The organism is Mycobacterium sp. WUMAC-067 (genome assembly GCF_020217485.1).
Lineage (GTDB): Bacteria > Actinomycetota > Actinomycetes > Mycobacteriales > Mycobacteriaceae > Mycobacterium.
Genome location: NZ_JAEKMI010000008.1, coordinates 51,936 through 76,631, shown reverse-complemented (window position 1 = coordinate 76,631; position 24,696 = coordinate 51,936). Strand labels below are relative to the sequence as shown.

The 24,696-nt window shown below is 65.2% G+C and carries 23 protein-coding genes; 16 read left to right on the top strand and 7 right to left on the bottom strand.

Translation table 11 applies throughout. The features are described 5' to 3' along the window. The first annotated feature begins 78 nt into the window (after positions 1-78). The 11 genes from JF781_RS07970 to JF781_RS07920 all read left to right on the top strand — a co-directional run bounded on the left by JF781_RS07970 (position 79) and on the right by JF781_RS07920 (position 10,567). The gene (locus JF781_RS07970) at positions 79-1,329 is read left to right on the top strand and encodes a hypothetical protein (RefSeq protein ID WP_225326973.1); all 1,251 of its coding nucleotides are present in this window, start codon (positions 79-81) and stop codon (positions 1,327-1,329) included. A 4-nt stretch (positions 1,330-1,333) separates the two neighbouring features. Beyond that, entirely contained in the window at positions 1,334-2,140 is an 807-nt protein-coding gene (locus tag JF781_RS07965; protein WP_225326974.1) for an enoyl-CoA hydratase/isomerase family protein, read from the top strand. A 13-nt stretch (positions 2,141-2,153) separates the two neighbouring features. Further along, positions 2,154-3,413, top strand: coding sequence for an acyl-CoA dehydrogenase family protein (locus tag JF781_RS07960; protein ID WP_225326975.1), 1,260 nt, complete (start codon positions 2,154-2,156; stop codon positions 3,411-3,413). After that, entirely contained in the window at positions 3,410-4,225 is an 816-nt protein-coding gene (locus tag JF781_RS07955) for an enoyl-CoA hydratase/isomerase family protein (RefSeq protein ID WP_225326976.1), read from the top strand. The genes JF781_RS07960 and JF781_RS07955 overlap by 4 nt, the downstream gene beginning before the upstream one ends. Continuing rightward, positions 4,222-5,022 (top strand): enoyl-CoA hydratase/isomerase family protein, encoded by an 801-nt coding sequence (locus JF781_RS07950; RefSeq protein ID WP_225326977.1) that lies wholly within the window; start codon positions 4,222-4,224, stop codon positions 5,020-5,022. The genes JF781_RS07955 and JF781_RS07950 overlap by 4 nt, the downstream gene beginning before the upstream one ends. Further along, entirely contained in the window at positions 5,019-6,491 is a 1,473-nt protein-coding gene (locus JF781_RS07945) for a class I adenylate-forming enzyme family protein (RefSeq protein WP_225326978.1), read from the top strand. The genes JF781_RS07950 and JF781_RS07945 overlap by 4 nt, the downstream gene beginning before the upstream one ends. Positions 6,492-6,856: 365 nt before the next feature. After that, the gene (locus JF781_RS07940) at positions 6,857-7,516 is read left to right on the top strand and encodes a hypothetical protein (protein WP_225327043.1); all 660 of its coding nucleotides are present in this window, start codon (positions 6,857-6,859) and stop codon (positions 7,514-7,516) included. Positions 7,517-7,550: 34 nt separating this feature from the next. Further along, on the top strand, positions 7,551-7,955 hold the full coding sequence (locus tag JF781_RS07935; protein ID WP_225327044.1) for a hypothetical protein: 405 nt from the start codon (positions 7,551-7,553) through the stop codon (positions 7,953-7,955). Between the two features lies 1 nt (position 7,956). Next, positions 7,957-8,562, top strand: a complete 606-nt coding sequence (locus tag JF781_RS07930; RefSeq protein ID WP_308011535.1) for an SDR family oxidoreductase — start codon at positions 7,957-7,959, stop codon at positions 8,560-8,562. Beyond that, positions 8,559-9,317 (top strand): SDR family NAD(P)-dependent oxidoreductase, encoded by a 759-nt coding sequence (locus JF781_RS07925; RefSeq protein WP_225326980.1) that lies wholly within the window; start codon positions 8,559-8,561, stop codon positions 9,315-9,317. Before JF781_RS07930 ends, JF781_RS07925 begins: the two co-directional genes overlap by 4 nt. 65 nt (positions 9,318-9,382) lie before the next feature. Beyond that, positions 9,383-10,567 carry an amidohydrolase family protein gene (locus JF781_RS07920; protein WP_225326981.1) on the top strand — a complete coding sequence of 395 codons (1,185 nt, stop codon included), beginning with the start codon at positions 9,383-9,385 and terminating at the stop codon, positions 10,565-10,567. 19 nt (positions 10,568-10,586) lie between these two features. Here the strand turns inward: JF781_RS07920 and JF781_RS07915 are convergent, their stop codons facing one another. Genes JF781_RS07915 through JF781_RS07900 form a run of 4 tightly spaced genes read right to left on the bottom strand, consistent with a single transcriptional unit; the run spans position 10,587 to position 15,496 of the window. Then, positions 10,587-12,137, bottom strand: coding sequence for a class I adenylate-forming enzyme family protein (locus JF781_RS07915; RefSeq protein WP_225326982.1), 1,551 nt, complete (start codon positions 12,135-12,137; stop codon positions 10,587-10,589). After that, entirely contained in the window at positions 12,134-13,336 is a 1,203-nt protein-coding gene (locus JF781_RS07910; RefSeq protein ID WP_225326983.1) for an acyl-CoA dehydrogenase family protein, read from the bottom strand. The genes JF781_RS07915 and JF781_RS07910 overlap by 4 nt, the downstream gene beginning before the upstream one ends. Next, the gene (locus JF781_RS07905; RefSeq protein ID WP_225326984.1) at positions 13,333-14,292 is read right to left on the bottom strand and encodes an acyl-CoA dehydrogenase family protein; all 960 of its coding nucleotides are present in this window, start codon (positions 14,290-14,292) and stop codon (positions 13,333-13,335) included. The genes JF781_RS07910 and JF781_RS07905 overlap by 4 nt, the downstream gene beginning before the upstream one ends. A 7-nt stretch (positions 14,293-14,299) precedes the next feature. Next, the gene (locus JF781_RS07900) at positions 14,300-15,496 is read right to left on the bottom strand and encodes an amidohydrolase family protein (protein ID WP_225326985.1); all 1,197 of its coding nucleotides are present in this window, start codon (positions 15,494-15,496) and stop codon (positions 14,300-14,302) included. Positions 15,497-15,764: 268 nt separating this feature from the next. Here JF781_RS07900 and JF781_RS07895 point away from each other — a divergent pair, with 268 nt between their 5' ends. Both JF781_RS07895 and JF781_RS07890 read left to right on the top strand, forming a co-directional pair. Continuing rightward, positions 15,765-16,865 (top strand): acyl-CoA dehydrogenase family protein, encoded by a 1,101-nt coding sequence (locus tag JF781_RS07895; protein ID WP_225341154.1) that lies wholly within the window; start codon positions 15,765-15,767, stop codon positions 16,863-16,865. Between the two features lie 10 nt (positions 16,866-16,875). Then, the gene (locus JF781_RS07890) at positions 16,876-17,778 is read left to right on the top strand and encodes a TIGR03619 family F420-dependent LLM class oxidoreductase (RefSeq protein WP_225326987.1); all 903 of its coding nucleotides are present in this window, start codon (positions 16,876-16,878) and stop codon (positions 17,776-17,778) included. A gap of 3 nt (positions 17,779-17,781) precedes the next feature. Here JF781_RS07890 and JF781_RS07885 read toward each other — a convergent pair whose 3' ends face one another. Beyond that, positions 17,782-18,219 (bottom strand): nuclear transport factor 2 family protein, encoded by a 438-nt coding sequence (locus JF781_RS07885; RefSeq protein WP_225326988.1) that lies wholly within the window; start codon positions 18,217-18,219, stop codon positions 17,782-17,784. 51 nt (positions 18,220-18,270) lie between these two features. Between JF781_RS07885 and JF781_RS07880 the strand changes: the two genes are divergently transcribed. The 3 genes from JF781_RS07880 (at position 18,271) to JF781_RS07870 (ending at position 20,665) form a co-directional block, all read left to right on the top strand. Next, positions 18,271-18,906, top strand: coding sequence for a cysteine hydrolase (locus tag JF781_RS07880; protein WP_225326989.1), 636 nt, complete (start codon positions 18,271-18,273; stop codon positions 18,904-18,906). 92 nt (positions 18,907-18,998) lie between these two features. Beyond that, positions 18,999-20,192: an amidohydrolase family protein gene (locus tag JF781_RS07875; RefSeq protein WP_225326990.1), complete on the top strand. Its 1,194-nt coding sequence runs from the start codon at positions 18,999-19,001 to the stop codon at positions 20,190-20,192. Continuing rightward, positions 20,189-20,665 carry a MaoC family dehydratase gene (locus tag JF781_RS07870; RefSeq protein WP_225326991.1) on the top strand — a complete coding sequence of 159 codons (477 nt, stop codon included), beginning with the start codon at positions 20,189-20,191 and terminating at the stop codon, positions 20,663-20,665. The genes JF781_RS07875 and JF781_RS07870 overlap by 4 nt, the downstream gene beginning before the upstream one ends. 22 nt (positions 20,666-20,687) lie before the next feature. On the opposite strand, the gene JF781_RS07865 is transcribed toward JF781_RS07870, so the two are convergent. After that, positions 20,688-23,087 (bottom strand): CaiB/BaiF CoA-transferase family protein, encoded by a 2,400-nt coding sequence (locus JF781_RS07865; protein WP_225326992.1) that lies wholly within the window; start codon positions 23,085-23,087, stop codon positions 20,688-20,690. Then, positions 23,084-24,544 carry an aldehyde dehydrogenase family protein gene (locus JF781_RS07860; RefSeq protein ID WP_225326993.1) on the bottom strand — a complete coding sequence of 487 codons (1,461 nt, stop codon included), beginning with the start codon at positions 24,542-24,544 and terminating at the stop codon, positions 23,084-23,086. Before JF781_RS07860 ends, JF781_RS07865 begins: the two co-directional genes overlap by 4 nt. Positions 24,545-24,696: the final 152 nt, after the last annotated feature.

Below are 24,696 nucleotides of genomic sequence, written 5' to 3'. Positions count from 1 at the left end.
CGGCGTTTCCGTTTTTCGGGTATCTTAATTTCCACCTTGTCCGGGCTACGACGCGGGCCACAACGAGGAGGCGATCCGATGGGGCAGACCGGCCTGATCACCGACGAGGGATTGGCCAGGTTGCGCGCTACCATCGGCATCGCCGTCCCGCACACGCAGCCGCCGCACTACTACCGCCCCAACGAAGACACGTTTCGTCACGTCGCCGAAAGCTACGGTGACGCCAACCCGTTATGGACCGATCCGGAATACGCAGCGAAGTCTGTATGGGGAGAGTCTGTGGCCCCACCTGCCCTTGTCGGCGGCGACACGCTGATCGGAGAGGACGAGGTCACGACGCTCTCCGACGAGGACCGCGCACTGACCAAGGGCGACCCACTTCGCGGGGTACATGCCTTCTACGCCTCGTCGGCTCGGGAATGGTGGGCCCCGCTGCGCGCCAACCACCGCGTGTTCAGGCGCAACGCCCTGGTGGCGGCGCTCGACAAGAGCAGCGACTTCGCCGAGCGTGCCATCCACGAGTGGTCCGCCCAGGTGTTTCGTGACGACGAGGGCACGATCTTGGGCGCCCAGTACCGCAACATGATTCGCACCGAACGCAGCAAGGCGCGCGGCCGCAAGAAGTACGACACCGTCGAGCTCAAGACGTGGACCGCGGACGAGATCGCCGAGCTCGACGAACGCTACGCGCGCGAAAGCCCGCGCGGCGCCGATCCGCGATGGTGGGAAGACGTCACCGAAGGCGACGATGTGGGGCCGTTGACGAAGGGGCCGTTGACGGTTACCGACATGGTCTGCTGGCACGTCGGCATGGGTACCGGCATGTATGGTGTGCGTCCGCTGAGACTCGCATGGCGCAACCGACAGCGCATCCCCCGCTTCTACACCCCCAACGAATACGGTGTCCCCGATGCTCAGCAGCGGGTGCACTGGGACCCCGGCGCCGCGCGCAACGCGGGCAACCCCACCACGTTCGACTACGGGCGCATGCGCGAGACGTGGCTGATCCACCTGTGCACGGACTGGATGGGCGACGACGCCTGGCTGTGGAAGCTCGATTGCGAGTTCCGTCTGTTCAACTACGTTGGCGACGTCCACACCGTCACCGGCACCGTGGTCCGCAAGTACCTCGCCGAAGGCGAACGACCCGCAGTCGACCTCGAGCTCGCGGCGACCAACCACCGCGGCCAGATCACCGCGCCCGGACACGCCACCATCCTGTTGCCCAGCCGCGATCGAGGACCGGTGCGCCTGCCCGAGCCGCCGGGCGGCGCGGCCGACCTCAGCCAACTGCTGACCGCCGTGACGAAACAGTTCGCCGAGCGCTGAGCACATGAGTTACCGCAGTGTTCCCGGTCTTATGGCCGAACAGCAGGGCCCGACCCTGCGGCTGACCCTCGACCGCGCCGACCGCCGCAACGCCATGAACGACGTCATGCTCGACGCGATGATCGGACACCTGGCCGACGCGGGCGTCGACGAATCGGTGCGGGTCATCCGGATCGACGCCAACGGAGCGGACTTCTGTGCCGGCGCGGACTTGATCGCCAATAACGCGAAGTCCGAACGGAAACCTCGCGTGGGCAGCACGCAGCGCCGGTTACCGAACAAGGCCAATCGGCTGATCCCGCTGATGCTTCAGACGCAGGTGCCGATTGTCGCCGTGGTCCGCGGTTGGGCGATCGGCCTGGGCTTTCACATCGCGCTGGCGTCAGACTTCTGCGTGGCCGCCGACGACGCCCGGTTCTGGGAACCCTTCATGGCGCGCGGTTTCACCCCCGACAGCGGCGCGGCCTGGTTGCTGCCACGGCTCATCGGATTGGTACGCACCCGACAGCTGCTGATGCTCGGCCGGGAAATCGGAGGAACGTGCGCCGCCGAGTGGGGCATCATCCACGGCGCCTGCGCATCCGACGAATTGCCCTCGGTGGCCGAACAACTCGTCAGAGAACTGGGTGACGCGCCCACGGTTTCTCTCGGGCTCACCAAGTGGTTGTTGCACAGCGGCAACGGGCTCGACCTTGACCGCCATCTCCAGAACGAGGCATTGGCACTCGAATTATCCAGCCGTAGTGAGGATTTCAAGGAGGGCCTGGCCGCCTTCCGCGACAAGCGCGGCGCAGAGTTCAAGGGCCGCTGAAAAGGTTGAGATCATGACCCAACTACCGATCCGCCCGGACACACCGGTCGATGATGCACTCGCGGTGGTACGGCAGTGGATCGATGCCGAGGTGCCCTCAGCATGGCGCTCGGCCGCGGCCGACGGGCCGGCGGCGCTGCGGGCCGTCCGCACCCCCGCCGACTACCGGCGGTGGTACCCGACATTCGCCAGGACGGGTCTGGTGGTGCCGACATGGCTCCCCGAACACGGCGGCCTCGGCGTCGACAACGACATGGCGCGCGCCATCGAGGGAGTACTTGCGCCGCTACGCCTCTCGCGGCTCAACCCACTGGGGCTCAACAACGCCGCAGCCGCTCTGTTCAGTCACGGGACAGAGGAGCAACGCCGGCGTTTCCTCCCACCGATCGTGCGCAACGAGGAGAAGTGGTGCCAGTTGTTCAGTGAGCCGGGCGCTGGCTCGGATCTCGCGTCGCTCGCCACCAAGGCCGTACGGGACGGCTCGGGCGAGGACGCAGACTGGGTGATCTCCGGCCAGAAGGTGTGGACCACATGGGCCGATGAGGCCGATTTCGCGATCCTGTTGGCGCGGACGGATCCCGACCAGCCCAAGCACAAGGGCATCACGTACTTCCTGCTTGACATGCACCAACCGGGCGTCGAGGTGCGACCGCTTCGCCAGATCACCGGCGAGGCCGAGTTCAACGAGGTCTTCCTCGACGAGGCGCGCGTGCCGGACGCCCAGCGGGTCGGCGACGTCAACGACGGCTGGCGCGTGAGTGCATCGACATTGTCCAGCGAGCGGCAGATGGTGTCGGGCTCGGGTTCGGGTGGCATGGGCCGCCTCGGTGGCTCGAGCGCCGAACGACTGATCACCCTCGCCAGGGAGACCGGGCGGTGGGCCGATCCGGTGGTCCGGAACAAGGTGATGCGCCTGTGGGCGCAGGAGCGGGTCCGTGGCTGGACCAATGATCGTGTGCGCGCCGCACTTTCGGCCGGACAGTCACCGGGCGCGGCGTCCTCGATTGGCAAGGTTCACCAGGCCACCATCAATCAGCAGATACAGGACCTGATGGTCGATCTGCTGGGTACGGCGGCGATTGCATGGCCCACCACCGACGATGATGATGCTCTGCCACGGGATGTGCAGGGCATGATGCGCAGCCTCGCCAACGGCACCGAGGGCGGCACCACCGACATCAACAAGAACATCCTCGGTGAACGCGTGCTCGGCTTGCCGAAGGAGCCCGATCCCTGGAAGGGCAAGCCCTGGAAGGACATTCCCCGTTCATGAGCGGCTATGAACGCTTGATCGTATCCAAGTCCGACGGGATCGGCTGGCTGATCCTCAACAGGCCCGACGCGGGCAACGCCTTCGACGCGCTGATGCTCGACGAGCTCGAGGCCGCCTGGGCCGACCTCGATACCGATCCGGAGGTCAACGTGATCGTCAACGCCGCCAACGGCAAGGCGTTCTGCACCGGGATGGACGTGGTCCAGGTCGCGCGGGACAAGGGGGCCATGCGACGGCACTCCCGCCGAACCAGGGACGCCGAGCTGAAGATCTCGTCTTGGCACTGCGGCGTGTGGAAACCGGTGATCGCCGCGGTCAACGGGGTGTGCGCGGGAGGGGGTCTACACCTTGTCGCGGACGCCGACATCGTCATCGCCGCCGAGCAGGCATCCTTCACCGACCCCCACGTCTCCATCGGGCAGGCCGTCGCGTACGAGGCAGTCACGCTGCTGCGCAAGTCGCCGATGGAGGCGGTGCTTCGAATGACGCTGGGGGGCAAGGGTGAACGCATCTCGGCGCGGCGCGCCTACCAGTTGGGCATTCTGTCCGAGGTGGTGCCGACCGATCAGCTCCGCGCAACCGCGGGCCGACTCGCAGCCGCGATCGCCACAAATTCGCCGACCGCGATGCGCACCACCAAGAAGGCGCTCTGGCACTCCTTGGAAGTCGGATTGACGCAGGCGCGACGCGATGCCGCCGAGGAGATCTGGCGGCTCCGCAATCACCTTGATCATGCCGAGGGTGTGCGGGCGTGGCGCGAGAAGCGTGCGCCGCGGTGGCAGCCGCTGCCGGACGTGGCGGAGGTTTCATGACATACCAGCGACTCATCGTCGAACGGCGCGGTCCCGTCGGATGGATCATCAATGACCGCCCTGACCGTCTCAATGCCTATGACGTCGTGATGCGCGAGGAATTCCCCAGGGCCTGGGCGGAATTGAATGCCGATCCCGACGTCCGCGTCATCGTGCACACGGGAAACGGTCGGGCGTTTCAGGTTGGCGCCGATGTCGAGGACCTCGACGGCGAGGCCGTGCAGCAATTTCAGGAGACCATGCGCACACTGGATCTGAAGCTGAGCGCCTGGCACTGCAATGTCGAGAAGCCGGTCATCACTGCCGTCAATGGGGTCTGCGCGGGCGGCGGACTGCACTGGGTGGCCGACGCCGACATCGTCATCGCGTCGTCGGATGCGACCTTCGTCGACCCCCACGTCTCCATCGGTCAGGTCAGCGCGCTCGAGACCATCGCACTGATGCGAAAGATGCCCGCCGAAGCCGTGTTACGAATGGCGCTCATCGGTAGTCACGAACGGCTCAGTGCCCAGCGCGCGTACGAACTCGGCATGATCAGCCAGGTGATCGACCCGCCCGACGAGCTGCGTGCCGCCGCCCAGGAGCTCGCCGAGAAGATCGCCAAGAACTCACCGGCGGCGATGCGCGCCACCAAGCGGGCGCTGTGGGGCGCACTCGAATACGGGCTCACCGACGCGTGCCGCGAAGGTGCGAAGCACCTGACGTCGATGTGGGGGCATCCGGACCAGAACGAGGGCCCCCTTGCCTTTGCGGACAAGCGAACTCCGAACTGGGCTCCCCTGGTGGCTGATTCGTGAGCCTGGCAATGCTGCTGGACGGTCTGCCTGAGGTCGCTGTGCACACGGTCGGCGCCACGGACAACCAAGTGTCGCGTGATGAGCTGTCGGCCAGCGCCGCGCGACTCGCCGAGCTGCTCGCCGAGTCCGGGCTGGCGACGGGACAGGTCGTCGCCGCGATGCTGCCCAACGACGCCACCACCGTCGCCGCGCTGTTCGGCACGTGGCGCGCCGGCGGCGTGTACACACCGCTGAACCCCAGGGCGGCCGATGCCGAGATCGTCACCCAGCTGGAAACGTTGCGCCCCGTCGCCATCATCACCACTCCCGCACTCGTACGGCGTTTCTCGACTTGTCACCTGCCCGTCATCACCGGAGAGGCGCTGTCGTGGACGAGGGTCGCATCGTCAGGTCACCGGGCCGACGCGCGGTCCTACGACGACGATGTGGCCCTGCTGCAGTTCACGTCCGGCACCACGGGACCGCCAAAGCCGGTGCCGCTTCGCCATACCACGGTCCTCGATCTGATCGACCGGCTGCTGGCCAAACTTCGCGGCACGAGACCTGCCTCCAAATCCGCTGCAGCCGAACCGAAGCGGTCCCCCATGCCGAATCTGGTGCCCTTGTCGTTATCGCTGTGGGCCGGCATATACCAGGTCTTGTTCGCCTTCCGCGCGGGCTCGGGTGTCGTGCTGATGGAGAGGTTCTCACCAACGGACTTCGCAGCTCTGGTCAAGCGACATCAGTTGCGGTCGACCGTATTACCACCCGCAGCGCTGACCATGGTTCTGCACGACGACTCGGTGGCCGACCTCTCGCCACTGAAGATCGTGCGGTCGATCACCGCTCCCCTGTCGCCCGTTCAGGCGCGCCGGTTCCGGGACAAGTTCGGGGTGATCGTGCTGAACTCCTACGGCCAGACCGAACTCGAGGGTGAGGTGGTGGGCTGGTCGGCCGCCGACGCCCGGGAGTGGGGCGAGACCAAACTGGGTTCGGTCGGCAGGCCACTGCCCGGCATCGACGTCACGATCGCCGACGACGAGGTGATGGTCCGCACGCCCACGACGGCCGCGCGGAAGATCGATCCGGCCTTCCTGGACCGGCTCACCGACGACGGCTGGTTCCACACCGGCGACCTCGGCTGGTTCGACGATGACGGTTTTCTGTGGCTCGATGGCCGAGTATCGGACATGATCAATCGTGGTGGCCTCAAAGTGTTTCCCGGCACGGTAGAGGACGTCCTCCTGGCCGCCGATGGTGTGCGCGAAGCCGCCGTCGTCGGCGTTCCCGACGAGCGGCTCGGGGAGGTGCCGTGGGCGTTCGTCGTCAGAGGCGATGAGTCGGTCTCCGAGGCCGGCCTCGTGTCGTGGTGTCGCGAGCGTCTGACGCCCTACCGTGTTCCGGTACGCATCGTGTTCGTCGAACAGCTGCCCCGCAACGATGTCGGCAAGGTGGTCAAGCGCGATCTCGCTGCGCTCGCGGACGTGTGACCCTGTCCCTCTAGTGCCTCCGCAGCGGAAACGACTGTTCTCATTTCTGAGAGTGATGTTAACGTTTGGTGGGAAGTCGTCGCTTCGGTAGGAGGGTCTCATGTGGCAGGAACTGGTCCGACTGGCTGTGACCTGGGCAGTGATGTGTGGGCTTGTCGCATTCTTCTACTGGATGCTGGCCAACATCGGTACCTTCTGATAGACGCGGAGACACAGTGGACGAGCAGGATCGACGACGCAAACGTGGATTGATCGCGTTCCAGGTCTTCATCTACGGAGTGCTGATCGCGATGTTCGCGATCCAGCTCCAGATGTATCTCACGAGGGATTGGTGATCAATGACGAGTCCAACCCGATCGCTCACCATGGACGAGCACGAGGCACACACGCGGGAGATCCAACGGCGCGCGGATCGATGGTGCATCGCCGGCACCGCACTCATGGGCACCCTCGTCCTCGGAGTCGTCGGCCTGCCCGTATTTTGCCGAGGCATCTATCTGTTGAGAAAGGCGCAGCGCGACGGGTTTTCGGTTCGGCCAATGATGGTCACGCTCATCGGATACGTCATCATCCTCGACGGTGCGATCAACAGCATCGGCTGGGCGCTCGACCTGTTCGCCAACCACGCCCTGATCACCCGCACCGTCTTCACCGCGTGGGGCAACTGGATCGACGCCGGCTATTTCTGGCATTACAACGAACTCTGGATCGGCGGTGCAGGCGCCCCAGGGGAAAAGGCGTGGGTGATGGTCTGCGTCCTGATCGTGTTCCCGATGCGGATCGCGGCCGCGATCGCGCTGCTGCAGATGAAACGTTGGGGACACCAGTGGACCATCGTGACGTGCTGGTTCGGCGTGGTCATATGGACCGGCTACATCTTCAATATGACGATGTACGCCGACGTCCGCTATACGGGAGTCGGGCTACCGGTTCTCGGGTGGTGGGCATTCAACATCTTCTACGTCACGCCGTTCCTCGCCATCCCGTACCTGCACACCGTCAACCGAGAGATCTTTTCCGACTAGCACCGAAGAAGGGACCGCCGTGTCTAATTCCACTGTGGAGACCGAGGATTCGGTCGAGCCGCTGCCGGTCGGAACCACCCCGACGTGGGCGCGAATGCACAAATGGCTCAAACGCGGGCTGTACGTCTGCCTGTTCGGGCTGGTCATCGAGGGCTCGTTGACGGTACCTGTGATGGCGGTCTGGTACGGCTGGCCAACCCTATCGCTGACCGAGATCTGCAGTGAGCTCATGAAGGTGCGCTTCTCCGACGACAGTCTCCAATGCCAACAGCCCTATCCACTCGGCGGGCCCCCGTTCGGGGGAGCACCCGAAGCGGCCGGCCAGCACACCGCCCGCGACGACTGGGGCATTCAACCGAAACCCCGGTACGTGCGTATCGGGTTCAGGGAGTTGGTGAAAATTCACGATGACCGCCTAGCGCGCCAGCCGAGTCGATGACGTGGCGTCGTCCACAGTTGTCTTGGGCGCGGCCGACGGTCTGGCGCGCGAGCTGGCAGACGGACTCGACGGCATCGTCCCAGCACCCGGACGTGGACTGGCATCGGGTATCACCGGAGCGGTCGTAGTCGTCGGTACCGATCCGACCCCGCGGCCGTCCGACGCGGCCGGCCTCAGTGGCGAGGAGTGGGATCGCATCGTCGACGGGATGATGTGGCCCGCGCTCGCTGCGCTCCAGCGGGCACGGTCCGCGTTAGCACCCCACGGGGGACGAATCGTCGTTGTCGTGCCGACGATCGGCATGGCGGGTGCGGCCCGACTGGTGGCGTACACCACCGCGGTGGAAGGCATCCGGGCGATGGCGAAATCCGCTGCGCGGCAATGGCAGCCCGAAGGCGTGTCCGTCAACCTGGTCGCAGCCCCTCTGCGACTGTTCGCGCCCGAGATGGACTCTTTTACCGCGCACCTCACCGCGGCTGTGGTCCAAGACGATTCGACGCTTCTCCACACCGTCGTCGAGGCCGTGAAATTCCTCTTGCGGCCGGATATCAATCACCTCGTCGGCGAGACGATCGTCGCCGACGGAGGGGCGGTGATGCTGCCATGAGCCTGCACGGTCTCACCGCGCTGGTGACTGGCTCGGGCGCTGGCGTTGGCCGCGGCATCGCCAAGGCTCTCGCCTCGGCCGGGGCGCACGTCGTCGTCGCCACCCGGTCCGAGACGGGGTTGGCCGTCGCCGAGGAAATCACCGCGCGGGGCCACGATGCAACTTGGGCACGATGCGATGTGACCGACGGTGACGCAGTGGCCGGCGCGATAGAGCTGTCCCTGACCACCACCGGGCGGCTCGATGCCGTGGTGCACAACGCCACGAGCAACGCCTCGAGCCAGCCGCACCAACTGGCTGATGTCGATCGTTCCGTTTGGGGCGACCACTACTCGGTGTCACTTCGTGGAGCGCACTTCTGCGCCGTTTCAGCATTTCCAGAGTTGAAGAAGCGAGGCGGCACCTTCCTCGTCATGACCTCACCCGCCGGCATCGAAGGCAGCGCGACCCTGCCGCTCTACGCCACAATGAAGGGCGCGTTGCGCGGTTTCGCCAAGAGCCTCGCGCGGGAATGGGCCCCTCACGACATCACGGTGAATGTTGTTTCACCGCTGGCATATTCACCCGCGATGACCTTGGCGATAAGCGCTGAGCCGGCGATGGAGGAAAGGCTGGCACGCCGAATCCCGCTGGGACGCATCGGAGACCCCGAAAGCGATATCGGCTCAGCCGTGGCATACCTTATCGGTCCCGCCGCTCGCTACGTCACCGGGCAAACCCTCGGTGTCGATGGCGGCCATTTCATGAACCTCTGAGCCCGTTCGCTGCAGATACCAACGTTCGCTATGATTGAGAATCAATATTCTCACGCCTGCTGGAGGTGCTGGTGAGCGACGACAAAGCGTTCGAGGTCTGGGACGCCGACAACCACATGTACGAGACGATCGACGCCTACACGCGATATCTGCCGGAGAAATACTCCGAGGCGCTGAAATTCATCGACGTCAACGGGCGCAAGAAGTTGCAGATCTTGGGCACGGTCACGGAGTGCATCCCCAACCCGACATACGAGGTGATCCCCACACCCGGCGCCTGGTCCGATTACTTCCGGGGCATAAACCCAGAGGGCAAGACATTGCGGGAGCTCGCCGAACCGATCCGCTGCCCCGATGAGTTCCGGCGGCCCGACCTACGCCTGGCGCTGATGGACCGGCAGGGCGTCTACGGCGCCGTGATGTTCCCGACGACAGCGGGCATGCTCGAAGAAAGGACCAAATCCGACACCGAGCTCACCCACGCGGTCACGCATGCGTTCAATCGGTGGTTACTCGACGACTGGACATTCAACTACCAGGACCGGATCTTCCCCGTTCCTGCGATCTCGCTGAACGATCCCGCGCTGGGCGTGCAGGAACTCGAATGGTGCCTGAACAATGGCGCCCGGACGGTATTGATCCGGCCGGCACCCGTTCCGCGCGAGGACGGCACGTCGCGGTCACCGGCGCTGCCGGAGTTCGACGATTTCTGGCGACTGGTCGAGAATTCGGGTATCTCGGTGCAGATGCACAACTCAGACTCCGGCTATGAGCGCTACGTCGACGACTGGGAGGAAGCTACGGAGTTCAACGGATTCGCGCTGAGCAAGCTGCGGGGTTTCATCTACGAGGAGAGCCGAAACATCTTCGACACTCTTGCGGCGTTCATCGCGCACGGGGTGTTCGAGCGCTTCCCCGGGGTACGCATCGGCGTGGTCGAGAACGGCGGCTCGTGGGCACACCGCCTGTTGGACGTGTTCGACCGCGTATACCGCAAGAGGCCATACGACTTCAGCGAGCATCCCTGCGATGTCTTCCGCAGACACGTGTGGATCAATCCGTTCCACGAGGAGGACATGTCGCACCTCGTCGACATCCTGGGTGCGGATCGGGTGATGTTCGGCTCGGACTACCCGCACCCCGAGGGGCTGGCCGAGCCCGCGGATTTCGTCAAGGAGCTCGAGGATCTTCCGGAGGACACCAGGGCACGAGTGATGGGCGGCAACCTCAAGGAGCTCATCGGCCTCTAGGCGAGTTCGACGAAGCGCTTCAGCCGAACTTCGCCCGCAGCTCGTTCTTGAGCACCTTGCCGGTGATATTTCGAGGCAGCGCATCCACGATTTCGAGTCGTTCGGGCGTTTTGTGCTTGCTCAATCCCCGCGCTTGACAGTGTTCGAAGATCGACGAAAGCGTCACCGCCACACCCGGGCGCGCGACGACGACGGCGCAAACACGCTCGCCGGTTCGCTCATCCGGCACCCCGATGATCGCCACGTCGGCCACCGCCGGGTGGCTGGCCAGGACACCCTCGACTTCCAAGGCCGAGATGTTCTCCGCACTGCGGATGATCGCATCCTTGATTCGGCCGGTGACGACGACGTTGCCGTCGTCGTCGATGCGTCCCAGATCTCCTGTGCGAAACCATCCTTCGGCGTCGAACGCGTGGGCATCCAGAGTTGCGTCGACGTAGCCGAGGAAGCACTGCGGCCCTTTGAGCCGCAGCTCCCCCTCCGTGCCACACGGGGTCTGGCGTCCCGCTTCGTCGACGACCCGTACCGCAACGCCGGGCACCGGTTTCCCGACGGTGTGATCCAGCAGCTCCGCGGGACCGTTGGGCGCCTGAGAGGTGGCGACCGGAAATTCGGTCAGGCCCCACGCATTGGCCACGCCGTCGACTGAAAGTGTCTGCCGCACTTGATGACCGAGCTCGGCGGTGATTGGTGCGCCCCCACCGACGCAGCCACGCAGCTCGGGGTAGAGCGGTTCGTCACCATACTTCGCCTGCGCCGCCATGAAAGCGACGAAAAAGGGGGTTGCGCTGCCCAGCAGAGTCGGGCGGTGCGCCGCGATGGCAAAGGGGGTCTCGAAGGGGTCGAAGGCATCGAACAGCACCAGCTTCATCCCGGTGAGCAGAGCCGCGGCGAGCATGGCGGCGCCTCCGATGTGCGAAACGGGAAACGCGATCGGGTTGACGTCGCGACTGGACGCCCCGACGATCCCGATGACCCCTGCCGAACCGGCGATGACCGACCGGTCGCAGTGCCGCGCTCCTTTCGGTGCCGCCGTCGTGCCCGACGAATAGTAGATCCACCGCGGTTCCTCGCCGCCGCTCGGCGGTGGAGGCAGCGTTTCCGGATCACCGCTGGGCAATCGAAGCCCGTCGGCAATGGGAGCGTCGTGGTCGATGACCAGGACCCGCATGGGCCGCTCATTCGCGAGCCGATGTGCGAGCGCGGTGTGGTCAAAACTGCGCCACAGCCCCGGGACGATGATGACTTCGGTCCCGAGTTGTGCTGTCACAAACCGGAGTTCGCTCTCCCGCCATATCGGCAGCACCGGGTTCTGCACCGCACCGAGGCGCGCCAGCGCCGTCATGACGACCATCGTCTCCAGCGTGGTCGGCAGTTGCCACGACACCACCGTGCCCGCACCGATCCCCCGTTGCGCCAGCGCCGCCGCACAGGTCAGTGCGGAATCTCGCAGCTGCGCGCACGACAGGCTGCGCCCGTAGTCATCGGCGAGCACGACCCAGTCGGGGTGCGCCCGCGCGGCGGTCTCCACCAGGGACCAGTAGGTCTGCGCGGCAGGACGTGAGGTCATCGGTTCGGCAGGTGCAGTCGGCGCTTGGCAAGAATGTTGCGCATCATCTCGGAGCTGCCACCGGATATCGTGTAGGCGCGCGACCACAGCCAGCATTCACGCAACCGTTGTTTGGCCTGCCCCAGTTCATGGTTTTCGACGCCGACGACCGCCGTCGACGCCGCCAATTCCGCGCCGTAGGACGCGACCCGATGGTATGTCTCGGCGAAACTCAGCTTCGCGATAGAGCCGTCGCCCGGTTGTTCGTCGCCCGATGTCAGGCGCTCCACGTGATCGTCGATGAACGCCTTGGCCACTTCGACCTCCACGGCTAACTCGGCGACCTGCTGGCGTACGTCGGCGGACTCCAGCGCGGGTGCGCCGTCGATATGCGCGTGACGCGCCACGACGACCAGATCATCGATCAGCAGTTCCAGCAGGATGACGTTCCCACCGATGCCGAATCGTTCAAAGTCCAAGCCCGCCATGATGATCGACCAGCCTTCGCCCGCCGCGCCGATCAGGCTCTCGGCACCAAGTCTGACTCCGGTGAGGAAGACCTCATTGACCTCGATCGCGTCACCGATCGTGCGGATCGGACGAACCTCGACACCCTCCGCCGAGAGCGGCACGGCAAAGACCGACAGGCCGTGGTGGCGCGAGGATCTCGGGTCGGTGCGGACCAGGGCGAGGCCCATGTCGGCCCAGTGTCCGTCGGTGATCCAGGTCTTCTGCCCGTCGAGGAGCCAGCTGCCATCGTCTTGCCGCGCACCGCGGCTGCGTACTCCGGCGATGTCGCTGCCGGCGTCGGGCTCGCTGAGCAGCTGACACCAGACATGTTCGCTGCGCCGAATCGGTGGCAGTAACGTCTGTTTCTGTTCGTCAGAACCGAAGTGCAGGAGCACGTGGGCAGCCAGGTTCACCTGGTCCACCGGGCGCGGCGCGCGGGCGCGCAGAATCTCCTCACTCACGATGCGATCGTGCAGCGGGTGGTAGTCGCCGCGACCGCCGTATTCGATCGGCCAGTCCGCGCCCACGAAACCCGCGTCGAACAGGCCGGCGAACCAAGCGCGCAGTAGGGTTTCCTGTTCGGCGGTCTCAGGAGCTCGATGGCCTTCGCGGGCCTCGATCGCCGGTGCGTGGTCGGCGATGTATGTCCTGACCCGATTCCTGAAATCGTTCAGCTGCGCCTCGGTGGGCCGGTTGACGAAAGCGCTCACCAGCCGGACACCTCCGCCAGCAGCGCCCGACTCGACCGCGCCGTGCCCATCAGCTGGGCGTTGGTGAAGACACGGCGCATCTCGTGGTGCAGCGGGTACTCCCAGGTGAATCCGATGCCGCCCGACAGTTGCATGCATTCGTCCACGGCGGCCGTGGCTTTCGCCGCTACGAATGCGTGCGCCGCCGCCGTCAAGGTGGTCGCCCGTTGGTCGGCGGAGGCGATGGCACGCGCGGCCTTCATGACGACGGCGCGCGCTTTGACTTCGAAGACCAGCAGCTCGACGAGGCGGTGCTGAATCGCTTGGAAACTCGCGATCGGCGCCCCGAACGCCACGCGCTCCCGCAGGTATGCCGTCAGCCGTTCAAGGGTCATCGACGTGGCACCCACGGAGTCGGCGGCAACGAGCAGCCGAGCCACGGCCGTCAGCTCTGTGGCCCTGTCGGGCGGCCCGATAAGGGTGCTGGGCGCGTCGGTGAGGTCGATACGCCAGACCGTTCTGGTGACGTCGAGCAGGTCGCCGTCCAGAACCGTCCGCGCGGGATCCGGGTCACGAATCACGTGAATTCCGTTGCGTCCCAGAAGCACAATGATGTCGACTTCATTGCCGCGGATGATCCGTGCGGAGCCATTGACGACGGTGACGCCCGCCGCCATCGTGCCGGCGAGCAGACCGGGCAGCAACTGTTCCCTCAGGTCGTCGGGCGCCGAGGCGAGCGCCGCGGCGGCGACCGTGGTTCCCAACCACGCCGACCTGTCGTTCGCTCGTCCGAGTTCTTCGGCTATGACGCACGTTTCGACTGGACGCCAGCCGGCGCCACCCACCACCTCATCGACGAGCAGGCCCGTCCAGTCCATCGCCGCAAGGTCCTTGACGGATTCCTTCTCGCCGCGGTCGGCCAGAAACTGCCGCGCCGACACCCTCAGTAGGTCGAGGTCGACGTCGTCGTCTGCCATCGGGCGTTTAGCTCCGGGAGAGCAACTGGTCGGCGTTGTCGCGCATGATCCGTCGCTTGGCGGCGTCGTCGAGCGGGTCGAGCAGCTTGGCAAATTCGGCCGGCACGGCCAGGCCTTCGGCGTGCGGGTAATCCGAGCCCATCACCAAGCAGTCGTCGTATCCTAGGCCCTCGACGATCGCCGGGATGTCGTCCTCGGGGTACGGCACCACACGGACATGACGGCGGAAGATCGCCGAAGGCCGCTCCGTCAGCTTCCCACCAATCCAAGGCCCGTTGCGGCCCATCCCTCTGCTCTTGTCCATGTGTTTGACGAAGAACGGCACCCATTCCGCCCCGTGCTCGGCGACGAGGACGTTCAGGCCCGGGAAGCGACCGAAGAGGTTGTCGAAGATGAGAGCGGACAACGTCTCCTCGATCGGGCGCTGGCCGTAGACATTCATCCACTGCCACGCCGACATGTGCCAAGAAGCCGGGTCGGAGTTTTGTCCCCAAGCGGGCGAGATCGCATTGAAGTACCAGAACGGCATGATGTGGAACACCAGGATGCAGCCGGCCTCCTGCAAGCGTGCGTAAATCGGGTCGAAGTACGGGTCGCCGGGCGATCGACCGTAAGCCGGCCCGGTCGGCAGCAGCACGAACTTTGCGCCCTGCGCGATGATGGCCTCCGTCTCGGCGATCGCAGAATCCAAGTCGCGCAACGACATCAGCGCCGTGGCGAAAATTTTGTCTTCGTAGTTGAAACCCCACTCTTCGTCGAACCATCGGTTGAACGAGCGCAGGTTGGCGTACAGTGCCGCTGTGTCGTCGACGTAGTGTTCGGCGGCCAGGGCCATACCGCTGGGATAGATGACCATACGCTCGATGTTCTGCTCCGCCATGACGGCAAGGCGCGCACCGCGCTCGATGAATTCCGGTTGCATGGGTTGCGGCTCGTAGGATTCCTCGGGGTTGCCCGATCCCATCTGCTTGAGCATCTCCTTGAGCGAGCCCGGCCGATAAGCGACATCGAGGCCCAGTCCCCCTTCGCTGTTGAACGTGGCGACCCGATGTCCCGCAAGGATCACCTCGACGCCGTCCGCCCCGCGCACGGTGGTGATCGCCCGGTCCCGAAACTCCTCCGGCAGATAACGGGTGAACGCGTCCCGCGTCTCGTAGCAGTGGGTGTCGCAGTCAAAGATGCCGTAGTCGAGTTTCGTCGTCACCGCTTCGCTCCTTAAGCGCGAGAATGGTTATTCTCTATTTTCACAAAACATACTATCCTGATCCGACAATGGCCATCTCGCGCGGGATGGCCAGGCGCCCGAGTGAGGGACGCCGGCGTCGGCCGCGATCGCGCAAAGGAAGACATGACTCCATCAAAACCGATGTACGACAACATGATCGGGTGGGCACCGCTGAGCGTTCGGTCTGCCGCGCTGCGTATCACAGATCCGGCAGCAGCCCGGGTGAGGCCGAACCGGGATGCCCTGCGTGCCGTCAAGTGAGGTCGACGAGCTTCGCAGCGTCGTCCGCGACTACTTGAGCGCGACATCGCCCAGCGAGACCGTTCGCAAGCTGATGGCGACGGACATCGGGTACGACGAGGCGTCGTGGCGCCAGATGGCGGGCGAGTTGGGACTGCAGGGCATCGTCGTGCCGGACCAATGGGGCGGGGCCGGTGCCGGCGTGGCCGAATTGGCGGTGGTGTTCGAGGAAATGGGACGCGCGCTGGTGTGCTCCCCCTTCTTCGCCACCGTGGCGCTGGCGACGCAGGCCATTCTCGCCAGCGGCGACGACGCGGCGGTGGAGCGGTTCGTCCCCGGGTTCGTCGACGGCTCCACCACAGCGACGCTGATCCTCAACGGCCGGCTAGACGCATGGGACCCCGCCGCGGTGACGGTGCGGGCTGACCGCGACGGTACCGTCTATCGGATCCGTGGTGAGGCGCCTCTCGTGATCGACGGCCACACCGCGGACGTCATCCTGTCGCCGGCCATCAGCGACGCAGGCATCTCGTTGTTCGCGGTACGTGCCGGGTCACAGGGCCTTCGTCGCACACCGTTGGCCAGTCTCGACCGCACCCGCAAGCTGGCCCGGGTGCAGTTCGACGGCGCCCGCGCAGAGCTGATCGGGACCGAAGGTGGCGCCGCGGACTTCCTCGCGCGCACATCCGACCTCGCCATTATCGCGGTGACCGCCGAACAGGTCGGCGCGGCGCAACGGTGCCTCGATATGGCCGTCGACTACGCCAAGGATCGCATTCAATTCGGTCGGCCGATCGGTAGTTTCCAAGCCGTGAAGCATCGGTGCGCGGACATGTTGGTCCAGGTAGAGGGCGCACGTTCGGCCGAATCACATGCGGCCGAAGTGGCCGCCACCGATGATCTCCCGACCGCCGCCTCGGTCGCGAAGATGGTGTGTTCGGAGGCTTTCCTGCAGGTTGCGCTCGACAACATGCGCATTCACGGCGGAATCGGCTTCACCTGGGAACACGACGCCCATTTGTTTGTCCGACGCGCAAAGGTCAGTCAGCTGATTTTCGGCGACCCGGACTACCACGCGCAGCGCCTGGCCACGCTCGTCTCTGAATGAAAGGATCCTCGTGACCGTCTCCTTTTCCCTCGAACTGCCGACTCATCGTGTCGAATCGGTCGATGAGTTCGTAACCGCCGAAGCGATCGCCGACATCGCGCGAGTGGCCGAGGAGAGCGGGTTCGCGGCCGTCCACGTCACCGATCACCCCGCACCCGATGCGAAGTGGCTCGACCACGGCGGCCACCACGCCCTTGATCCGTTCGTCGCGTTGGCTTTCGCGGCCGCCGCAACGACCGATGTCAGGCTGCTGACCAATGTCTACATCGCCGCCTACCGCAATCCTTTTCTCGGCGCCAAATCGATTCAAAGCCTCGCCTCGCTGTCGAGAGGTCGATTGATCCTCGGAACGGCGGCGGGATACCTCAAGCCCGAATTCAGGGCCCTGGGAATCGATTTCGACAACCGCGGCGCCCTCCTCGATGAGGCGCTGGACGTGTTGGACAAGGTGCTCACCGGCGAGGACATCGCCTACGAAGGGACGACGTTCGCGGCCCGCGGCGTTCGGTTGCGCCCGCTGCCGGCGACCCGGCCACCGGTGTGGGTCGGCGGCAACAGCAAGCCGGCCGTGCGGCGGGCGGTATCGCGCGCTCAGGGATGGGCGCCGTTCAACACGTTCGGCTACGCCGCCGCGTCGCGCACCGCGGAGATCTCGACGATCGACGAGTTGGCGGCCGCCATCGACTGGGCCAGGCACTACGCAACCGAAATCGGCCGCACCGCACCGCTGGACATCTGCTTTTCCGCGGGAAACCTGTTGGAGGACAGCAGATCGGCCGACGAACGGCACGCCACCATCGCGAGGCTCGAGGCAATGGGCGTCACCTGGCTTACCATTGCGTCGCCCGGCGCGGACCGGGCCGAACTCATCGAGCGTTCGCGCGCATTCGGCAAGGAGTTCATCACGGCATGATCCTTAGGCCATCAGGCTGTCCGCGGCGAATGCGTCCACACTGATCCGGCGATGGGCGAACAGCCACCGACCTCCGATGGGGACCAATATGTCGCGGTAACGGCCCCAGTGGTCGAGCCCAATGTCAGTGTGGACGGCGAAGTAACTGCTGACCTCGACCCTGTCGCGGGCCACCGACCCGAACCGGACGCTGGATACATGGTGCCGGACGTGGGTCGGTGCCGGTTGCCCCGATTTCGAAGGCCGGGTCACCGCGGCGCCGAGACCGGCCGCGATTTCCGCCGATCCCCTCAGCGGCTCGGTACCACCACTGAATTCCAAGACGCCCGCATCACCGAAACACGAAGCCAGCGCGTGGAGATCGAATCGATCGGTGGCGGCGGTGTAGTCGGCCAGCGTCTGTCGTACCGCCTCCCGCACCTCGAGCTCCCAGACATCCATGGGGCCTCCTCGTTGGAAATTTAGTTCCCGCACACGATAACGTCTATTCTCATGCCGCCACCATCGCTCCAATCGCTGCTCGATCCCGCCACCACCGCGCTCGTGACTCAGGAGTGCCAGGGCGGGGTCATAGGTCCGCAAGCCGGCCTCCCATACCTCGCCGAAGAGGCTCGCCGCGAGGCCATTCCGAACATTTCCAAACTGCTCGACGCCGCTAGGGCGGCGGGAGTCGCGGTAGTGCACTGCCTCATCGAGAAGCGCCCGGACAACCGCGGATCGAACTCCAACGCCCGGCTGTTCATGGCTGGGAAATCCTTCGCCGCCGACCTGACTCCCGGCAGCCCTGGCGCGTGGCTTCTCCCCGAGTTCGGCCCGGTACCCAGCGACCTCGTGCTGACACGCACCCACGGCGTCGGGCCCATGACCGGTACCGATCTTGACTCCGTGTTGCGGAACATGAACATCAAGACCATTGTTGGAGTGGGCGTTTCGATCAACATAGCCATTCAGAATTTCGCGATGGACGCGGTCAATCGCAGCTATCAATTCGTGTTGCCGCGCGACGCGGTGAGCGGGTATCCGCGGGAGTACGCCGAGTCGATCATCGACAACACGCTGGCACTGCTCGCCACGGTGACCACCACCGATGCTGTGATCGGCGCATGGAAAGGAATCCAAGCGTCCTGACCCCGATCTGGATGCTGAATAGCATAGGTGATAATGTCGTTCTCAAATAGCGTAAATGTTCATATTCGCTGCTCTGAGGAGGGTTCAGCCTCATGTCACCCCGGTCCCTGCCGTATCCGGTCTTCGACATCGACAACCACATGTACGAGACCACCGAAGCGCTCACCAAATACCTGCCGAAGGAACACCGCGGAAAGGTCGGTTACGTCGAGGTCAACGGCCGGCCCAAACTCGTCGTCAAGGACCACATCAGCCACATGATCCCGAATCCGACATTCGAGCGAGTTGCCAGGCCCGGCAGCGCGGAGGACTACTTCCTCGGCAACAATCCCGAGGGTCTCAACTTCCGCGAGTTCATCGGCGAGGCAATGGATGTCATTCCGGCATACCAGTCACCCGCGCCCCGACTGGAACTGATGGACGAACTCGGCATCGATCAGTGCGTGATGTACCCGACCCTCGCCAGCCTCATCGAGGAACGCACGACCGACGACGTCATCCTCACCCACGCGATCATTCATGCGCTCAACGAGTGGATGCACGAGCACTGGACGTTCAACTACCACGACCGGATCTTCGCGACCCCCGTCATCTGCCTGCCCTTGGTGGACGAAGCCATCAAGGAGTTCCGCTGGGGCGTCGAGCACGGCATGAAGACCTTCCTGGTGCGGCCCGCACCCGTGCCCAGCCGCTTCGGCGGTTCGCGCTCCATGGGCCTTCCCGAGTTCGACCCGTTCTGGGAAGAAGTCGTGAACGCCGGCATGCCGGTCACCATGCATGCCTCGGACAGCGGCTACCAGAAGCACCTCATGGAGTGGGAGGGCGGTGACGAGTACCTGTCCTTCAAGCCGAGCGCGTTACGCGAGGTCGTGATGGGCCACCGCGCCATCGAGGACACGCTGGCCGCGATGATCTGCCACGGCGCCCTGTCCCGCTTCCCCGATCTGAAGATCTTCTGCGTCGAGAACGGCAGCGGTTGGGTGCGCAATCTGCTCGAACAGTTGAACACCGCGTACAAGATCATGCCCAAGGAGTTCGACGAGCACCCCGTCGAGGTGTTCAAGCGAAACATCTACATCCATCCGTTCCTCGAGGACGACCTCAAGGGGATCATCGACATCATGGGCGAGGATCACGTGATGTTCGGCTCCGATTTCCCGCACCCCGAAGGCATCGGTGATCCGCTGAGCTTCGTAGACCGGCTCGACGGCATCTCGGAGGCCGCCGAGGCGAAGATCATGGGCGGCAACGCTATTGAGCAGTTGGGACTCAAGGTCCCGGCATGACCCGGGCGCGCATATCCCCGAAGGTTTACGACGGAATCGCCGACTTCGAGGCTCACGTCGGCGAACACCTCGGTTTCAGCGACTGGCACCAGGTCACTCAGAAGGAAATCAACTTGTTCGCCGAGGCAACCGGCGACCATCAATGGATTCACGTCGATCCGGAGAAGGCGGCAGCCGGCCCCTACGGCCGGACGATCGCGCACGGCTATCTGACGCTGTCGCTGGTACCCATTCTCGTGCAACAGATCTACCGGGTGACCGGCTTGGCGATGCAGGTCAATTACGGCAGCGACAAGCTGCGCTTCCCCGCGCCGGTACCGGTCGACTCACGCATCAGGGCGGGCGCCGAACTGCTCAAGGTGGAGCGCAACGACAAGGGCGGCCGGGCCACGGTTCGCGTCACCGTCGAAGTCGAGGGCAGCGAACGCCCGGCGTGTGTCGTCGACACGATCGCCGCGATGGTCGACGCCTGACCGAACGGGCCGAGGTCATCGGCTACGCGTTCAGCACACGTTCCCCGATGACACGTTGCTCACGCAATGCGGCAATTTCCTGAGCGGAAAGGCCAAGCGCTCCAAGCACCTCGGCGTTGTGCTGCCCGAGCGTCGGCGCCGCGGTTCGGTGATGGTGCGCGGGTCCCGGCGAGATGCGAAACGGCCAGCCGGGAAACCTCTGTCGGCCGGTGATCGAATGGTCCAGGTCCTGATAGAAGCCGCGCGCGTCGAGCTGCTCGACGTCATACATCTGATCGGCCGTCAGTAGTCGCTCGGCCGGCACACCATGCCGGCCCAACGTTGCCACGACCTCCTCCGCGGTTCGCCCGCATGTCCAATTCGCCAGTACCTCATCGAACTCGTCGTGGTTTGCCCGGCGCGCTTCTGCGTTCGCAAACATCGGGTCGTCACGTAGATCGGGACGGTCAATCACGTCCAGCACCGCAAGCCAATCCGCGTCATCCCGCACCGTGAGCGCGACCCACTCGTCGACATTGCTGGTTTTGTAGACGCCCTGGGCGTATTCGCGGTGGCGATTTCCCTCGCGCTGCCGCACCGCTCCCGTCAATGAGTATTCGATGACGGGTTCGGCAGTCACCGCCGCGCCAACCTCGATTTGCGCGACCTCGATCAGCTGCCCCTCACCGGTGGACCGCCTGTGCTCGAGGGCAGCCAGCAGCGCGACGCACGCGTGTACGCCGGCGATCGGGTCGGCGGGCCCCTGCAGATTGCACGGCGGGCCGTCCGCATAACCGGTCGCGGCCGACATGCCTGACACCTGTTCGATGTTCAGCGCCCAGCCCACGTAGTCGCGCCACGGCCCGTCCAGCCCGAACCCGGGCATCCGCACCATGATCACGCCGGGATTGTTGTGCGCGATGGAGTCGTAATCCATCCCGAACTGTTCAACCACGCGCGGCGAGAAGTTCTCCACCACCACATCGGCTTCTGCGGCCAGTCGCAGCGCCAGCTCGCGACCGGCGGCAGAGGTGAGATCGAGCGTGATGTCGCGCTTGTTGAGATTGGTTCCCTGCCAGAGCGGCCCACGCTCGTACCAGTCGTCGCCCTCACGCAGCAGCGCGCCCGAGTAGCGGTGTCCGTCGGGGCGCTGAACGGATTCGACCTTGATCACGTCCGCCCCGAACGCACCGAGGTAGCACGTCAGGTATGCGCCCGCCCAGAAAGTGCTCAAATCGAACACCTTCAGCCCGGCGAACGGCAGCGACACGTCGATACCGTCGCCCCTCGGACGGGGTGCGCCGCGCTCGCTCCACGTGGCCTGCGCGCCGTTTGTTCGCAGGGCGGGAGCAGGCAAGGGCGGCCGCGCCGGGGTCTTCGAAAGCCGGAACGGCGCTCCCGGTCTGGTGAAGCGCCATGCTTCAGCGGCTGATTCGACGAAAAACCCTCGCTCCGCATACTGCGGGCAGCCCAGGATCGTGTCGCCTTCGGTGATCGGCGCCGCGGGAATGCGCATGGCCTGGCTCAATTCGACCAGATCGGCAACGGACATCGATTCAAGGAAGGGCTGGGCCTTGGCGAAGAACTCGTCGCGCTCGGGCCCGCCGAGCATGATCGCGAGCTGATGGTCGCCGAACTCGGGCAACCCGACCATCGCGCACACGTCCAACCAGTGCTGACCGGTCAGGCAGTTGATCCCGATCCAGCCGTCGGCGGCACGCACGATACCCAGCATCGGCGCGGCCTTGGAATTCGTCGGCAAGCCAAGGGCTTTCAGGCGGGCAGCCATCAGCATGGGATAGGGCAGTGTCGACAACAGCGACTCGAAGATCGACACGTCCACCTCGACCGGCCGGTTCGTTTCGGCTGTGCCGATGTGCAGGGCCGTGAGCGCGCCGAGGGCCGCGTAGCCGCCCGCGATGTACTCCGGAATTCGGGCACCGGCCTGCACCGGCGCTCGGCCGGGCTCACGCATGTTGACCCAGCCCGCCGCCGCCTGCAGGGTCAGCGGAGTCGTCACCCGGTCGCGCAGCGGCCCCTTCTGACCGAAGCTCGAGATTCGTACCACGACAAGATTCGGGCTGACCTGGGCCAGCGATTCTGCGTCTAGGCCCCACGCCCGGCGCTCGGGCGCGCCCGCTGGCAGGTCTTCGACAAGAAGGTCCGCTTGAGAGATCATTTCGCGCAAGGCGTCACGGCTGCCATCATGTGCGAAATCAAGTGTGGTGCCGCGCTTTCCGGCGTTCAGGTACTCGAACAGACCGCTTCGCTCCGGATGAGGGCCCTCCGGCGGAAAGGGACCCCAGCGGCGCAGTGGGTCACCTGACGGGGGCTCGATTTTGCGCACGTCGGCGCCCAGGTCCACGAGCAGCTTCGTGCAATAGGGGCCCGCGATCTCGGAGGCCAGCTCGACGACGCGCAAGCCCGCCAGGGGCCGGTTCACGCGGGTATCCCGATGGCCTTGGGCTCCATGTAGGCCCGCAGCCCCATCACGCCGCCCTCACGACCGATGCCGCTCTGCTTGAACCCCCCGAACGGCGCGTCTCCGGGAATCGTGCCGTTAATCGATACCTGCCCGGTCCTGATCCGGCGCGCGATGGCCACCGCGCGATCGAGATCGCTCCCCCACACCGCGCCGCCAAGGCCGTAGGACGAATTGTTGGCGATGGCCAACGCATCGTCGTCGTCTCGATACCGCAACACGGTCAGCACGGGACCGAACACCTCCTCCTGCGCGATATACGAGTCGGGGGAAGCATCGGTGAGTATCGTTGGCTCGAAATAGAAACCGCGGCTCAGATCCTTCGGACGGGCTCCTCCGGCCACGACCGTTGCGCCGTCGGCTTCGGCGCGTTTGACGAATCCCTCGACACGGTCGAGGTGCTCGCGGCTGATCAACGGTCCCATGGTGACCGCGGGATCGACGGGATCACCGATCACGACCCCGCGGGCCAACTCGGCGAGCCGGTCCACCACCTCGTCGTGGATCGCCTCGGGCAGCAGCAACCTGCTGTTGAGAATGCAGGCTTGACCGGCATGCATCGTGCATCCTTCGAACAGCAGCCGCTCCAACAATTCGTCGCTGACGTCGACGTCGGGCAGCAGTATGGTCGCCGACTTGCCGCCGCACTCCAGCAACACTCGCTTCATCGTGGTCGCCGCACCCGCCATCACATCGCGGCCGACCGCTGAGCTGCCGGTGAAGCTCACCATGTCGACCCTGGGGTCCAGCGTCAGGCTTTTGCTGGCCTCGACGCCGGTCGGCGTGACCACGTTGACGACGCCGGCTGGAATGTCGGTGTCCTCGTCGATGATTCGCGCCAGCGCCAGGCCGGCCAGCGGTGTCAGAGGTGAAGGCTTGAGCACGAGCGTATTTCCTGCCGCCAGCGCAGCGCCCAGCTTCATGACGTTGAGGGTGTGCGGGAAGTTCCACGGCGTCATGGCCGCCACCACACCGAGCGGTTCGTAGCGCAACACCGTGGTTCCCGCGGCACCCCACGCATCCATCGGCGCCTCGGCGGGCTCCGTGGCGAGCTCGGCAGCATGACCGACCATGAATGCCGGGCCGTCGACGTGAATCAGCCGTTCGTTTGCGGAACAACCCCACTCGGCCTGCGCGAGTGCGTAGACCTCCTCGCCCCTGGCCATCAACGCATCGCTGAGCTGTTGCAGGCATCGGGCCCTTTCCGCGGGCTCTGCCGCGGGCCACGGGCCCGTGTCGAAAGCGGTCCTGGCCGCGGCGATCGCCCGCTGGACCTGCGCCACGCTCGCGTCGGGCGCCGTTTGGATCACCGCCTCGGTGGCGGGATTGACGACGTCGTAGCGTCCGCTGTCCGGGTCGGTCCATCGGCCGTCGATGTAGTGACCGTAGGCCTCCAGGAGCGAACGCGACCCAGCCATCCTGCCTGCCTTCCCTGACTGCACGATCGTGAGGCAGCGCGACCGCGCCACCGAGATAACTTACATACTCAACCTGTGTGTACACGCCGACGCCAACGCCGTCAACGGCTAATTTGCGCCGTTTGCGGACAAATATACGGCGATTGACAGAT